The sequence below is a fragment of the Thermosynechococcus sp. genome (assembly GCF_046299635.1).
In the GTDB taxonomy this organism is placed as follows: Bacteria; Cyanobacteriota; Cyanobacteriia; order Thermosynechococcales; family Thermosynechococcaceae; genus Thermosynechococcus.
Map to the genome: position 1 here is coordinate 244 of NZ_JBKBHV010000018.1, position 13,806 is coordinate 14,049.

11 protein-coding genes are annotated in these 13,806 nt (G+C 56.0%); 5 read left to right on the forward strand and 6 right to left on the reverse strand.

Going from position 1 to position 13,806, the window contains the following annotated elements:
* The first annotated feature begins 74 nt into the window (after nt 1-74).
* Nucleotides 75-2,357: a single-stranded-DNA-specific exonuclease RecJ gene (recJ, locus tag ACK4IR_RS08425; protein ID WP_409873929.1), complete on the forward strand. Its 2,283-nt coding sequence runs from the start codon at nt 75-77 to the stop codon at nt 2,355-2,357.
* A gap of 18 nt (nt 2,358-2,375) precedes the next feature.
* Here the strand turns inward: recJ and psb30 are convergent, their stop codons facing one another.
* Complete coding sequence (gene psb30 / locus ACK4IR_RS08430) at nt 2,376-2,516, reverse strand: photosystem II reaction center protein Ycf12/Psb30 (RefSeq protein WP_011057084.1); 141 nt, start codon at nt 2,514-2,516, stop codon at nt 2,376-2,378.
* Nucleotides 2,517-2,668: 152 nt separating this feature from the next.
* Between psb30 and larE the strand changes: the two genes are divergently transcribed.
* Nucleotides 2,669-3,499 (forward strand): ATP-dependent sacrificial sulfur transferase LarE, encoded by an 831-nt coding sequence (gene larE / locus ACK4IR_RS08435; protein WP_409873930.1) that lies wholly within the window; start codon nt 2,669-2,671, stop codon nt 3,497-3,499.
* On the opposite strand, the gene ACK4IR_RS08440 is transcribed toward larE, so the two are convergent.
* Together ACK4IR_RS08440 and ACK4IR_RS08445 are read right to left on the reverse strand one after the other, a co-directional pair.
* Complete coding sequence (locus ACK4IR_RS08440; RefSeq protein ID WP_409873931.1) at nt 3,453-4,925, reverse strand: helicase C-terminal domain-containing protein; 1,473 nt, start codon at nt 4,923-4,925, stop codon at nt 3,453-3,455. The genes larE and ACK4IR_RS08440 overlap by 47 nt on opposite strands.
* A gap of 41 nt (nt 4,926-4,966) precedes the next feature.
* Complete coding sequence (locus tag ACK4IR_RS08445) at nt 4,967-6,460, reverse strand: UDP-N-acetylmuramoyl-L-alanyl-D-glutamate--2,6-diaminopimelate ligase (protein WP_409873932.1); 1,494 nt, start codon at nt 6,458-6,460, stop codon at nt 4,967-4,969.
* Nucleotides 6,461-6,777: 317 nt separating this feature from the next.
* Between ACK4IR_RS08445 and ACK4IR_RS08450 the strand changes: the two genes are divergently transcribed.
* The gene (locus ACK4IR_RS08450) at nt 6,778-7,083 is read left to right on the forward strand and encodes a hypothetical protein (RefSeq protein WP_409873933.1); all 306 of its coding nucleotides are present in this window, start codon (nt 6,778-6,780) and stop codon (nt 7,081-7,083) included.
* A 37-nt stretch (nt 7,084-7,120) separates the two neighbouring features.
* Nucleotides 7,121-9,001: a glutamine--fructose-6-phosphate transaminase (isomerizing) gene (gene glmS / locus ACK4IR_RS08455; protein WP_409873934.1), complete on the forward strand. Its 1,881-nt coding sequence runs from the start codon at nt 7,121-7,123 to the stop codon at nt 8,999-9,001.
* A 21-nt stretch (nt 9,002-9,022) separates the two neighbouring features.
* Here glmS and ACK4IR_RS08460 read toward each other — a convergent pair whose 3' ends face one another.
* Both ACK4IR_RS08460 and ACK4IR_RS08465 read right to left on the reverse strand, forming a co-directional pair.
* Nucleotides 9,023-9,349 carry a 2Fe-2S iron-sulfur cluster-binding protein gene (locus ACK4IR_RS08460; protein WP_300873273.1) on the reverse strand — a complete coding sequence of 109 codons (327 nt, stop codon included), beginning with the start codon at nt 9,347-9,349 and terminating at the stop codon, nt 9,023-9,025.
* Between the two features lie 213 nt (nt 9,350-9,562).
* Nucleotides 9,563-10,303, reverse strand: coding sequence for an FHA domain-containing protein (locus ACK4IR_RS08465; protein ID WP_409873935.1), 741 nt, complete (start codon nt 10,301-10,303; stop codon nt 9,563-9,565).
* 332 nt (nt 10,304-10,635) lie between these two features.
* Here ACK4IR_RS08465 and ACK4IR_RS08470 point away from each other — a divergent pair, with 332 nt between their 5' ends.
* Nucleotides 10,636-10,773: a hypothetical protein gene (locus ACK4IR_RS08470; protein ID WP_409873936.1), complete on the forward strand. Its 138-nt coding sequence runs from the start codon at nt 10,636-10,638 to the stop codon at nt 10,771-10,773.
* Here the strand turns inward: ACK4IR_RS08470 and ACK4IR_RS08475 are convergent.
* Nucleotides 10,770-13,532, reverse strand: coding sequence for an AAA family ATPase (locus ACK4IR_RS08475; protein ID WP_409873937.1), 2,763 nt, complete (start codon nt 13,530-13,532; stop codon nt 10,770-10,772). The genes ACK4IR_RS08470 and ACK4IR_RS08475 overlap by 4 nt on opposite strands.
* Nucleotides 13,533-13,806: the final 274 nt, after the last annotated feature.

The window sequence follows — 13,806 nt, forward strand, 5'->3', positions numbered from 1 at the left end:
ATCTAGCCAAGACTCGGTGAATGGGGAATCTCCCGCTATACGAGAAGCGTTAGCGGGATGAGCGTCAATGCCTCATGGGTGCACTTCCCCCTCAACGTTGGCGCTTGCCACCGATTGATCCAGAGCTTTGTGAGGCCTTGAAAGAGGCGCTGGGGTGCGACGCTGCGTTAGCGGAAATTTATCTGCGGCGAGGTCTGAGGACTGCGGCAGCGGTAGAAGCCTTTCTCAAGCCTGAAACGATGGCACTGCCACCGCCCAATACCGTTTTTGCCGACCTTGATCTGGCGGTGGAATTGCTGCAACAGGCGATCGCGCGCGGGGACAAGATGCGCATTTGTGGCGATTATGATGCCGATGGCATGACCAGTACGGCTCTCCTCTTGCGTGCCCTGCGCCATCTGGGTGCCGACATTGACTATGAAATTCCCTCGCGGATGCATGAGGGCTACGGTATAAATGAGCGCATTGTCCAAGAGTGCTATGAGCAAGGGGTTAAACTCATCCTCACGGTGGACAACGGTATTGCTGCTCTCGAACCGATTCGGAAAGCACGGGAGCTGGGGCTGACGGTCATCGTTACGGATCACCACGAGGTTCCGCCGCAACTGCCTCCTGCCCATGCCATTCTCAATCCCAAATTGGTACCTGCCACTTCTCCATACCATAGCGTTGCAGGGGTGGGGATGGCCTATATTCTGGCCTTGTCCTTGGCGCAGCGGTTACGAAAGTGGCGGGAATTGGTGCGCCCCCTGCGGGAACTCTGCACCCTCGGTACCATTGCCGACTTGGCACCTCTGACAGGGGTCAATCGCCGCTGGGTGAAGCAGGGGTTGCAGACCTTGCCGACTTCGCCGTTGGTGGGGGTTCAAGCCCTCATGCAGACGGCAGGTTGTGTGCCTGCAGAAAACACGTCTCTCACGCCGGCAGCCGTGGGGTTTCGCCTAGGACCGCGCATTAATGCCGTGGGTCGCATCGGCGATCCACAGGTGGTGATTGACCTGCTGACCACAGAGGATGCTTGCCGCGCTCAGGAATTGGCCGCCCTCTGTGAGGCAACCAACCGCCGCCGTCAGGAACTTTGCACCGAGATTGAAAGGGAGGCGATCTCCCACTTGGAAGCCACAGGCTTTGATCCTCAACAGGAGTGGGTGTTAGTTATTGTTCGCCCCAATTGGCACCATGGGGTGATCGGGATTGTGGCCTCTCGGCTGGTGGAGCGCTATGGGATTCCGGTGTTTATCGGCACCTATGAGGATGAGACCACCATCCGCGGTTCAGCCCGCGGTATTCCGGAGTTTCATGTATTTGAGGCTCTAGAGGCCACCAAAGATCTCTTGGTGAAATACGGTGGGCACAAAGCGGCCGGCGGGTTCAGCTTGCGGACAGACCATTTAGCCCCTTGGCGCGATCGCCTGCGGGAGTTTGCCCAAGCCTGTCTTAAAGCGGAGGATTTGCGTCCCCTAGTGACCCTTGATGCTGAAGTCTCCTTTGACCAACTGACGTGGGACTTTTATAGACAAGTGGAGCAGCTACAGCCCTTTGGTATTGAGAATCCCCAGCCCGTTTTTTGTACGCGCGGGGTCAAGATTCTTGAACAAGCGCCCTTGGGTCAGCAGGGGGAACATCTGAAATTGACCCTAGAGCAGAATGGACAGAAGATGAGTGCCAAAGCTTGGCGCTGGGGCGAATTTTTCCCGTTGCCGACCCGCGTGGATATTGCCTATCACCTGACGACCCACACATGGAATGGGGAAACCGAATTAGAACTCGAACTCAAGGGCGTTAAACCGACTTTGGCTTGGTACGTCCCTCATCCACCGAGTCACCCGCTTCCGCGGTGGTACCCCCTGCCGCCGTTGACAACCCTCCTACCCCAGTTGCGGGATCATGTCTTGCTCTACGGCTATGGCCGCCCCCATGTCCCTCCGAACCTTACTACGGCCACCCTTCACTACGATCGCCCCCGCGTTCAGCTTACTGCGGGCGTTCGCTGTCGCACCCTCATTCTTTGGTCTCTGCCGCCCTCGGCCACCCATTTGCGTTGGCTGTTGGCAACTGCCCGTCCCGACGTGGTGTATGTGGGGAACCAACAGCCGGCCATTGCTCCCCTCACCACCCTCATCCTCGCCGTTCAAAATGACCTCAGGGAAACCACCCAAGTCAATCTCTTAGCCCTCAGTCAAACCTATTGGATTGCCCCCCGTACACTGGTTGCTATTCTGCGCCACTTGGGCTACAGCTGTGAAGATTTTGCCCCCACCCTCGCCCCCACCGAGGAACTGGCTCGATTGCAGCGCTGGTATCAACTGCAAGCCAAGGATTTGGCACGGCTGGCGCAGACGTGGGGGGCTTCCTGAGTCTTGATAAACGGCGGCCTACAAATTGCCCCGCCGCACCGCCAACAGGAAAATAATCATCGGCCCAGCTATACCGATCATGGCAATCATGGTCAGTTGGGCAATCACTTCAAAGTTGATATTGCTAAGAAACTCAATAATGCCGTTGAAAATTCCCATAGGTTCTCCCCAACAATCAGCGGTAATCGGTGTCGTGATTTTATTTTAGAGCAGGGGGGCACTCCCAGTATTGGGTTAAGGGGCACTTGAGCATTCTCCTCCCATGCCTAGGCTAAACTGGAGAGCAGGATTCTCCTCAAGATTAGTTGGTGATGGGCGTGGACAAACTGGCAGCCTTACGCAATCTCATTGGCGAACTCGATCAAGCCTTAATTGCCTACTCCGGTGGCATTGATAGTACGCTTGTGGCCAAAGTCGCCCATGATGTCCTCGGCGATCGCGCGGTAGCGGTCACGGCGGTGTCCCCCTCGCTATTTCCGGCGGATTTAGAGGATGCCCGAATTCAGGCAGCGGCGATTGGCATTCGCCATGAGCTGATTGAGACCCATGAACTGGAAAACCCCAACTATGCCGCAAACCCTGTGAATCGCTGCTACTTTTGCAAAAGCGAACTCCACGATCGCCTGCGGGAACTGGCTCAAGCTTGGGGCTATGAGCATATTCTCGATGGGGTGAATGCCGACGATCTCCAGGACTATCGCCCCGGCATTGCAGCAGCCAAAGAACGGGGGGTGCGATCGCCCCTTGCCGAGGTGGGGATTAGCAAACTAGAGGTGCGCGAAATTGCCAAATCCCTCGGGCTGCCGTGGTGGAATAAACCCGCCCAACCCTGCCTCAGTTCACGCTTTCCCTATGGTGAAGAAATTACCCTTGCCAAGCTGCAACGGGTGGGCAATGCCGAATACTACCTGCGCCGGCAGGGCTGGGAACTGTGCCGCGTCCGCAGTCAGGGGGATACGGCTCGCATTGAGGTACCCCGAGAACAAATTGCCGACTTTGTGACCCTGACCGATTTGGAGAAGCTGGTGAGCCACTTTCAGTCCTTGGGCTTTACCTATGTCACGCTAGACCTCGAGGGCTTTTGCAGTGGCAAACTCAACGCGGGGATCGGGCGCGATCGCGAACCCGGTTGTAGGGACTGAGACTCTGGAGAATTTCGCGGCCATAGCTGCGCTCTGTAAGGCGGCGATCCAAAATAGCCACAAGGGTCTGCTCCTGACGCAGCGGGGCAAGGAGACGATCAAGCATCGTCAAGCACTCCGGCAAAAGATACTGGCGAAACCAGTCCTGTTTTTGCCGCTTATGCCACTCAATGCGGGCGCTCACCACCGCTTTTTCCGGTGAGGGAAAGGGCAATGTCGTCAAGACAAAGAGGGCCGGACAGGGCAACTGTGCCCCCTGCAACAGCCAAAAGTGCTCCCCCGTCACCAGGATCGTGTTCGTGTCGAGGGTGGGGGTCTCCACCTGGACCCGTGAGCCGTACAGAGCCGCCAATTGACTCGCCAACTGCTCCCGCAGGGGGACATCGCTGACCAAGATCACCGCCTGCTGCTGGCCAATGGTGCCAATGAGATCGTAGAGGCGCCGCAGAACCGCCGCGGCAAATTCGGGGGTATTGGGTAGGGGTAAATCTTCGGCAATTGTAAGGGTAATGGCTTCACTGTGGCGATCGCCCCCGAATTTAACGGTTGTTTGGGGAGGGATGCCCAGTTCCTGTTGCACATAGCTTAAGGGGGAGTCGGTCTCCGGTCCACTGCCGATGAGCACAAAAGGTGCCTGCGACCAGAGGGACTGGAAGTAGGGACGCAAATCAAGGGGATGGCCTTGGAGGCTAAAGTAGCCTAGGGTGGGGTGGCGGCGTCCCCAGAGGACCGTATCCGGCCGGTTGAGGTAATCCCGCAGTTGCGCCCATTGGGGAGGCAGAGCCTGCGGCCATTCATTGAGCAGCTCCAGCAGCGGTTGCCATTCGCCGGGGCTGAGGCGATAGTCCCCGTAGGGATTCTCAGGCCGTTGAAAGAGGTGCTGGGCCAAGTGGGCATAGATGTGGCGAATCCTCTCAAGGGCAGGGGGGATGGCCAGTTTCAAGTATTCCCAGTCGCTTGTAGTCACAGTGCAGGTCATCTGCTGGCGGGCAATTTGGGGTAGAGCTTCAAGGCCATCAATGAGGGTGACCACGTTGGGGTGGGCGGTGGCTTGGCGACACCAGTCCTCAAGGCTCATCACGAGCAACCCCTCCACAGCCGGCAGGAGGCAGGAGCTATGCTGAATGGGTTTCGTGACCGCCAAAAACGTCAGCAGTTCCGGAATTTCTTGATGCAGCAGCCGTGGCAGTCGCTCTTGGGGCACCACCAGCAGGGCAGGCTCGGCAGACAACAGCAGCGGCAGCAGATAACTCAGGCCATAGCAATGCTGCAACACTGCTCGTTGGGTCACTTGCAATAAACACCCCCGCCGCAGCCGCAGGGCACGGGCAACCAACCGCGCCAAGGTGAGATGATGAGGCCACCGGCGATCGCCACTCCTGCGTAAAAATGCCCGTAGTTGGCGGTGAACCTCTGCCTCAATCACAACCTGCTCGCTGTGGAACAACAATCCCCTATTGTGGCACGTCAGTCCTGAGTCCGCTGTTGTTTGCGTCGCTGTTGGAGGGCAGTGCGGGCTTCCTCGCGATCGTCGAAGGGGACTTTTTCGGTGCCGAGAATTTGGTAGTCCTCATGGCCTTTACCGGCAATGATTACGCCATCGCCGGGGGCTGCGGTCAAAATCGCTTGGAAAATTGCTTGGCGGCGATCGCCCTCAACGATCGTCGGCGTTTGTGGGGGGATACCGGCAAGGATGTCGTCGAGAATACGGCGGGGGTCTTCGGTGCGCGGGTTATCGGAGGTGACCACCACCTGATCCGCAAAGCGGGCAGCAATGGCGCCCATCTGGGGACGTTTTGTGCGATCGCGATCGCCCCCACAGCCAAAGACGCAGATCAGCTTGCCAGGAATAAAAGGACGGGCTGCCTTCAGCAGGTTCTCAAGGCTATCGGGGGTATGGGCATAATCCACCAGCACCGTTATGTCTTGGTCTGGGCCAATACGCACCTGCTCCATCCGCCCCGGCACGCCCGGAAACTGGCGAATGGCTGTGAGCATTGCCTCTACGGGAAGCCCCACCGCTGCCCCCATGGCGATCGCCGCCAGCACATTGGCCACATTAAACTGTCCCACCAAAGGGGAGTCTAAAGTCCCGCTACCCATGGGGGTATGCACCGTGCCCGTCACCCCATTGACCCGATAGTGGAGATTCTCCGCCCGAAAATCCGCCCCCTCGCCTAGGCCATAGGTCCAGTAGCGATCGCGGGGCAACTGTTGCGCCAGTCGCCGCCCAAAGGGATCGTCGGCATTGAGAATGGCTCTGCCCTTGAGGTAGTCGGCACCAAAGAGCTTGGCCTTGGCGGCAAAGTAATCCTCCAAATCGCGGTGGTAATCCAGGTGGTCTTGGGTCAAATTGGTAAAGGCCGCCACCTCAAACTGACAGCCCCACACCCGATCCTGGGCCAAAGCATGGGAACTCACCTCCATCACCCCAAACCGGCAACCCGCCGCCACCGCCGCTGCCAACTGTTTCTGAAGCGTCACCGCAAAGGGTGTGGTGTGACCGGCAATTTCGCAGTGTCCCGGCCACCGACTATAGAGGGTCCCCAGGAGCGCCGTTGGATAGCCCCCCCTGTTGAGGAGATGTTCCACCAAGTGGGTCGTTGTGGTTTTCCCATTGGTGCCCGTGACCCCCAACAGGCGGAGATGTTGACCGGGGTAGCCATAAAAGGCGGCAGCCAGCCGGCCACAGGCGCGTTCAATATCGGGCACCACAACCACACAGGCCTCCCCTTCACGGGGTTTGGCTTGGGGAGAGACCACTGCGGCGATCGCCCCTGCGGCCAAGGCACTCGGCCAAAAATTGCCTCCATCCACACGCGTACCGGGCATGCCGATGAACAACGAGCCGGGGCGGCACTCCCCGGAATTGATACTCAGGGACTTGACCTCTTGATCGAGGGCGGGGTGCTCAAAGGTGGGCGTAATCGCTGCCGCTGTCAGGAGTTCCCGTAGGTTCATGGCCGTGTATCTCCAGTGATAGGCCGTTTACGGTATTGTGGCACTACGGCACTTGCCTGTGAAAGATACGGAATTAGGCTTGTAGTCTCTAGAAAGGCACGTACCAGTTTGTGAAGTGTCTTGAGTTACACTGAAACCGCATGGAGGCCGGCAAAGAGGCGTAGTTGCTCAACACGGTGGCTGCCGGCAGTTGCAGGCTGTCCCTTGAGGCTCCTGTAACAATTTTTGCCCAAAGCTTGCCTTTTGTTAAAAATCCGATAATCTAGTTGATAAAAATCCGCCAAATTAATCTTTTATTAAGGTGTGGGTGTCGGGTGATGAGTGAGTGGCACAAGCTAGAGTGGAACATGGAGGATCAAGAATGGCAGGCGATCGCCAATTCTCGCCGTCAAATTGAGCAGTCGTGCCGCAGAGCTACCCAGCGGGTTCAGGGTCCCTCCCAACTCCCTTCAACCTCTTTAGACGCAGGCGGAACTTCAACGGTTTCCCCACCCCCTTCAGTTCAGCCCATCGGCATTCAACCTTGGCAGGCGGAGCTGACGAAAGAGCGATTTGCTGGCCGGTCGCAGCTTTCCCGAAAGTGGGCACAGGTGGAACTACCGCAGTTTGCCCGCCGTCGTTAGGGCATTCCTGCTGATTTCAAATTACGAGGTCTATCCCATGTGTGGCATTGTTGGCTATATTGGCCCTCAGCGAGCAACCCAAGTCCTGCTTCAGGGGCTGCAAAAGCTGGAGTATCGCGGCTATGATTCCGCCGGCATTGCCATCCTCAGTGAGGGGGAACTCCTCTGTGTGCGCGCCAAGGGCAAACTCCACAACTTGGCCGAGAAGGTTGAACAGCTCGACAGTCTTGCCCATGTCGGCATTGGCCACACCCGTTGGGCAACCCACGGTAAACCAGAGGAGTACAATGCCCATCCCCATCGGGACAGTCGCGATCGCCTAGCCGTAGTGCAAAACGGCATCATCGAGAATTACCGCGAATTGCGGCAGCAGCTCGAAGCGCGGGGGCACATTTTCCGCTCCGAGACCGATACCGAAGTCATTCCCCACCTGATTGCCGAAGCATTGCCGAGTCCTCCCACTGCCGATGGTCTTTTAGAAGCAGTACGCCAGGCCGTCCATCAATTGCAGGGGGCGTTCGCGATCGCCGTTATCTGTGCGGACTACCCAGATGAATTAATCGTGGCACGGCAGCAGGCTCCCCTAGTGATCGGTTTTGGCCAAGGGGAATTCTTCTGCGCCTCCGATACCCCCGCGATTATTCCCCATACCCGTGCGGTTTTACCCTTGGAAAATGGAGAGCTGGCTCGACTGACGCCCACCGGGGTTGAAGTCTATGACTTTGAGGGACATCGTCTGCGCAAAACCCCCCGCACCCTCAACTGGAACCCCGTCATGGTCGAGAAGCAGGGCTTTAAGCACTACATGCTCAAGGAAATCTATGAACAGCCGGGGGTGGTGCGCACCTGCCTAGAGGACTATTTACGCGCCGATTGGGAGGCGGACAGTCCCTTTAGCCCTGTGCAGTTGCCCCTAGACCCCAGCCTCCTTGAAAATCTCCAGCACATTCAAATCGTTGCCTGTGGTACCAGTTGGCATGCTGGCCTTGTGGGCAAATATCTGCTCGAGCAGGTGGCTCAAATTCCCACCAGCGTCCAGTACGCCTCTGAGTTTCGCTATGCGCCACCGCCCCTGCTTCCCCATACCCTCACCATCGGTGTCACCCAATCGGGGGAAACCGCAGACACCCTTGCGGCTCTAGAGATGGAACTAAAACGCCGTCAAGGACTGGCGGGCGCTCTTCAAACCCGTTTGCTGGGAATTACCAACCGCCCGGAAAGCAGTCTAGGCCGGCTGGTGCCCCATCTCATTGACACCCGGGCGGGCATTGAAATTGGTGTGGCCGCCACAAAAACCTTTGTTGCCCAGTTGGTGGCCTTTTACCTGCTTACCCTAGAATTGGCGTGGCAGCGCCAGTCTTGCGATCGCTCCCGTTTAGCGGAACTGGTGACCGGCTTGCGCCAATTGCCCGCCCAGATGGAGCAAATTCTAGAAGGTCAAGAACGCTATATCGAAGCCCTCTCCCACGACTTTGTCGAAACCCAAGACTTTATCTTTTTAGGACGCGGGATTAATTTTCCCATTGCCCTTGAAGGTGCCCTCAAACTCAAGGAAATTAGCTATATCCATGCCGAGGGCTATCCAGCAGGGGAAATGAAGCATGGCCCGATCGCCCTCCTCGATGCCAAGGTGCCGGTGGTAACGATCGCTATGCCGGGGCGTGTCTTTGAAAAAGTTCTCTCCAATGCCCAAGAAGCCCGTGCCCGCGATGCCCGCCTGATTGGGGTCACCCCCCTTGACGAAGCCGAAGCGCAGCACACGTTCGATGACCTTTTACCCGTGCCCGAGGTGGATGAGCTTCTTTCCCCCATCCTGACGGTGATGCCTCTCCAGCTGTTGGCCTACCACATTGCCGCGCGTCGTGGCCTCGATGTGGATCAACCGCGCAACCTTGCCAAATCGGTAACCGTTGAGTAACCCCCTTTAACGGCGCAGAGATTAGGTCAAATTCAATAAATTATCTTCCTCGTGGGTTGAGATCACACAATCAGAGGTGGGATAAGCAGCACACAGGAGTACAAATCCGGCATCCAACTCCTTGGGCTTCAAAAAGGAGTGATCCGACTGATCCACTGTGCCCTTGATGATGCGACCGGCACAGTTCACACAGGCGCCCGCGCGACAGGAGTAGGGTAGCGCAATGCCTTGGGCTTCGGCGGCATCGAGAATATACTCGTCGGCGTGAACGCGAATGGTTTTATTCAACCCTCTAGCTTCGTTGACGAGGGTAACATTATAAACTTTGCTATGATCCCGCTTTGTCATGCAAGTTCTCCTAAAATTTTCCTTGCAAGTATCTGTATCTGTGGGTTTGTCAACTTAATCCTGACTATAGAGCGATCGCAACCCCAAAGGCAGTTGTAGAACGCATTCCATCATTGATTTCATTTTAGCAAAGGAACTCAGGGGAGCGACTGTTATAGGGGATTGTTTATACTTTGAAACTATTTATCAAAGCGATGAAGGATCTGGGTTGAGCTAGTTGCCGGTTTGAGTGGCAGGTGGGGTACCCTGCGGTTGACTGGGGGAGAAGCCCGATCGCCAGACCAGTCCTGCGATAATGGCAACAACCACAAGAGCGATCGCTCCTAGACCCAGCAAGCTGGTTTTTGATCCTTGGTTCTCTTTTTCATGGACGGTTTCTTTGTTGTTCCCCTTCGGCTCGCTGTCGCTCTCACTAGCCAAGGTATCTTTTGCTGGTTCGGATTCAGGGTGTAACTGGGTGGCTCCCGCTGCCACCAATTCCCGGTTGGGGCTTCGCCGCAGTTCGCCACTGAGTTCCATACCCACAAGGGTTTCCTTGGCACCCCGCAGATCGGATTTAATGCTTTGGAAGGCAATGGATTGTAGATATTCGCTAAACTCGGTCTCCGCCATGGAGAGTATGAGATAGGAAGCCTTGGCCTTACGACCAAAAAGAATGACATCCCCATGTTCCAACTCATGGCTACTGATGCGCTTGCCGTTGACAAAGGTGCCGTTGGTGCTGGGCTTGCCGTTGACATTGCCGTCCACAAGGCGATAGCGATAGCTGGTAGTGCCGGGGACAGGTACCCGCAGGAGAATGGCGTGCTGGCGGGAAACCGTTTCTAAATCAATCACAATAGCATTGCTCTCATCGCGCCCAATGGAATAGGCTGCTGCCTCAAGAGCGATCGCCCGCCGCCCACCAACGGTATTCAAAATCAAGACATGACGTTCCTGTTGCAGGCTATTCATTATCTCTATCCCCCGTGTTTCAACAGCCCTCAAGAAATCATCCCCTCTGCAAATCTGAATACTGCCCGCCTTCATCTTGAGTTAGGGCAGGAGCAACGTTACAAATCGTGACACTTCAACAAGTGGTCTAGGCTGTGCACTTAACTTCTACCTTTGCCTGTTTTACCTAAGGTTGCTGTGATATTGATCACATTTAAGAGGGTTTTTAGGGAGCGCTACAGATCGTAACAAGTTGTTCCGTAACAAGTCGTTATCCTTAACCCCACGGCCAGAGAAGCAGCCTAAAATTAATTTGGTTAATGTGGATTCAATGGTGCTTGGAGTTGATTCCTATGGCCACGGATTTTAATCGCGGCATTATGAAGTTTGATGGTGCCGACAGCCCAGCAATGATCGCGATTTCTGCCGTTTTGATTCTCGGCTTTATTGCGGCACTGATTTGGTGGGCACTCCAGACCGCCTACGCCTAAGAGAGCGATCGCGCCAAATGGATCGTGTGCTCGGTGAGGGCTTCAAAGGTTTCATCGTGGCTGATGACAAAAAGTTGATGAAAACTCTTGAGGTTGCTGAGGCTCTCGGCCAGTTGTTGGCGGCGCAGCTGATCCATATTGGTGGTCGGCTCATCAAAAAAAGCAATATCGGTGTTGACCAGTACCCGCAGCAGGGCAAGGCGCACCGCTAAGGCAGCACACATTTGTTCACCGCCGGAGAGGCTTTTGAAGGGGCGCCAGTAGCCGCCTTCATTCATCTGAATCTCGTAGTCCGATGTCCATTGAAGCGCTACATCAGGACGGTTGAGGAGTTCGCGCAACAGGCGATCGGCTTCGGCGGAAACCGTGTGCAAATAGGCTTCACTGACGCGGGGAGCACTTTTTTTGAAAATGTCGCGAGCCGTCTCGATCAAGCAGTGGTATTTTTGGGCTGCGGCGAGCTTTTGCAACGTCTTTTCCCTTTCGGCGGCCACTGCATCAAGGTGCTTGAGGGTTGCAAGACAGTGTTGATACTGCTTTTCCTTTTCGGGAAGGGCACCCAAGAGCCGTTGATACTCCCGGTGTAAGCGCTCGTAGCGATCGCGCACGGTGGCCAGAGCGGCTAGATCAACGCTTTGCGCTTGGGCTTTGTACGCTGTTTGGGCCTTGGCAAGGGCGGCTTTCAACTCATTGGCAGCTTGGGTGGCTGTTTTCAGGGCAGCTTCATAGGTTTCTACTTGGGTGGCCTGCTGCTGGTGTTGGAGATAGGTCTCATAGCTGGGACGTAGGCGAGCGAGTTCATCGCTCAGTTGTTGCCGCTGCTCCTCAAGGGAGGCGTAGTGTTGGCGTTGCTCATAGAGGGGAGTAAGGCGAGCTTGAAGGGTGGCCTGTTCGCTGCACAAGCGCTCATAGTCGGCTTCCAGTTGGGGGGCTGCTGCCTGCTGCGCCAGTAACAGTTGCCGCTGGATATGGGGTTGACCGAGGGTGGTGCGTTCTGCCCGTAATTTTTGGAGGCGGCGTTCTAAATCCGCCAGCTCTTGGCTCAGGGGTTCTAGGGGTTGGCGGCGATCGCCCAACTGCCTCAGGGCAGCTGCCAAACGGTTGCGCTCCTCCTCTAGGGCTTGGGCTTGCAAGAGCGATCGCTCGGCGGCGACGGCTAGGGCAATCTCGGCTTCTAACTGTTCTAAGGTGCGAGTGAGGGCAGGAATGGCTTCGGGATCGGTGAGGGTTTGGCGCAGCGCCACAAGTTGATCCAAGAGCCAGTGATAATTCTGCTGAAGCTGCTGAAGTGCCTCTAGCCCCCGTTCAACGGCGGTGGCAACCAAGGAAAATAGCTGAGCAGCCCTGAGGTCTGCCATGGCCGTCGTGACCAGCGCCTCCGTTTCTGCGGCTTGGCTTTGAGCCGTATGGAGAATGGGATCGAGCGTAGCAGCAAAGGCATGGGCGGCGGTGGCGTGGTTGAGTTGGGCTTGGAGGCGCGCTCGCTCTGCTTGTTTGGCCCCCAAGGTGGCGGCTATGGGACGCTGTTGCTCTAGGGCTTGCAGCTGTTGGGTCAGTTCCCCAAGGCGAGCTTCCAGAGTTGCCGCCTCTTGCTTGAAATGGCGCAGTTCCTGATCCGCCTGTTGAGCCTGCCGGTAGCGTGCCTCAAGGGGGGCAATTTCGGCATCGAGGGCATCGGCAGCGGCAATTTGGGGTTCAAGGGCAGTGAGCTGCGCGGCAATTGCGGCGATCCCTTGGCGTTGGCTTTCAAGACACGCCAGTTGAGTAGCAATCTTCTGTTGCTGCTGCTCTAGTCTTTGGATCTGTTCTTCTAGGGCGCTGCGTCCCCGCAGTTGCTGTTCCAGTTCTTGATAGCAGGTCTCCTGTTGGCGATAGCGATCGTAGTCGGATTGGAGTTGCCGGCAGCGGGCTTGGCTTTCCCAGGCAGCGGTCAACTGCTGTTGGCGATCGCGACACAATTCCTCTTGTTGACGCAGTTGGGCTGCAAGGCGTTCACAGCTTTGCTGAAGATGATTTAGCGTTGCAACAGCAGCTTCATAATGCTGTTTTTCGGCGGCCAAGGCCTGACATTCTTGTTGTAATGCCTCGCACTGCTGGCGATCGCGCTCTAGCTCCGCCGCCAAAGCCATTGCCTGTTTTTCATACTGGGGGCGAGTCGCCAATTCTTGTTCCTGTAAGGCCAACTGGCGCTTCAGCGATGCCACCTGCTCTTGGGAAAAATTTACAAGTGCTAAGGCATTCTCAAAAGCTTGGCGATAATCGTTGACCTGCAAAATCGGCTCAAAGACTTGGCGTCGCTGGGCAGGTGGCTTGAGAAAATCTGCCGTGATCATCCCTTGAGGAATGCCAATGATCTGCTCAAAGAGATCCCTCAGGGGAAAGGCACTACGGATACCGAGGTGCTCCTGCAACCACGCTTGAACATCTTCACGCAACGAGAGACCAAGGTCTCCCACGTGGGGATCGTAAATTGAGTACCCCGTTTGCGTATTGCGCCGCACCACATAGGAGCGACCATCCACTGCTGAGATAAACTGCACCGTGACTTCGGCACGCTTAGCACCCTTGCGAATGATGGCCTTATTAAAGCCACTGCCATACCCAGATGTCGCATCGAAGAGTACCCAAGCAATGGCTTCAAAAATACTGGTTTTGCCCGCACCATTCTCACCACAAATGACGTTCACCCCTGGCAGAAACTCAAAAGTGCGATCTTGGTGGGTCTTAAAGTTTTTTAGAGTCAGTCGCTGAATTTCCACTGCATCTCTCCAAGAATGCCGCATGCTTTTACAAAAATTTACTCGGGCTTAAGTCTTGTTGAAAAAGTGGCCATTGACCGATGACTTTTTTTAGGCTGGATTTATAGTCATATCCCTGTTTCCAGAGTCAATATCAGCCTATTGGGCAAGCTTTATCCAGCACTTTCAGCTCTTGAAACCGGTGAGCCTCAGCTTGGGGGAAATGCTTGCTCTTTGAAGAATATCTCCAGTGCCTAGGGTTAATGATGTCTCACAACACTATTTTCCCCAGAAG

What these genes read in the sequence shown, in the direction of transcription:
- recJ (WP_409873929.1), top strand. Translation starts at nt 75, where the DNA reads ATGGGTGCACTTCCCCCTCAACGTTGGCGCTTGCCACCGATTGATCCA.
- psb30 (WP_011057084.1), bottom strand. Translation starts at nt 2,516, where the DNA reads ATGGGAATTTTCAACGGCATTATTGAGTTTCTTAGCAATATCAACTTT.
- larE (WP_409873930.1), top strand. Translation starts at nt 2,669, where the DNA reads ATGGGCGTGGACAAACTGGCAGCCTTACGCAATCTCATTGGCGAACTC.
- ACK4IR_RS08445 (WP_409873932.1), bottom strand. Translation starts at nt 6,460, where the DNA reads ATGAACCTACGGGAACTCCTGACAGCGGCAGCGATTACGCCCACCTTT.
- ACK4IR_RS08450 (WP_409873933.1), top strand. Translation starts at nt 6,778, where the DNA reads ATGAGTGAGTGGCACAAGCTAGAGTGGAACATGGAGGATCAAGAATGG.
- glmS (WP_409873934.1), top strand. Translation starts at nt 7,121, where the DNA reads ATGTGTGGCATTGTTGGCTATATTGGCCCTCAGCGAGCAACCCAAGTC.
- ACK4IR_RS08460 (WP_300873273.1), bottom strand. Translation starts at nt 9,349, where the DNA reads ATGACAAAGCGGGATCATAGCAAAGTTTATAATGTTACCCTCGTCAAC.
- ACK4IR_RS08465 (WP_409873935.1), bottom strand. Translation starts at nt 10,303, where the DNA reads ATGAATAGCCTGCAACAGGAACGTCATGTCTTGATTTTGAATACCGTT.
- ACK4IR_RS08470 (WP_409873936.1), top strand. Translation starts at nt 10,636, where the DNA reads ATGGCCACGGATTTTAATCGCGGCATTATGAAGTTTGATGGTGCCGAC.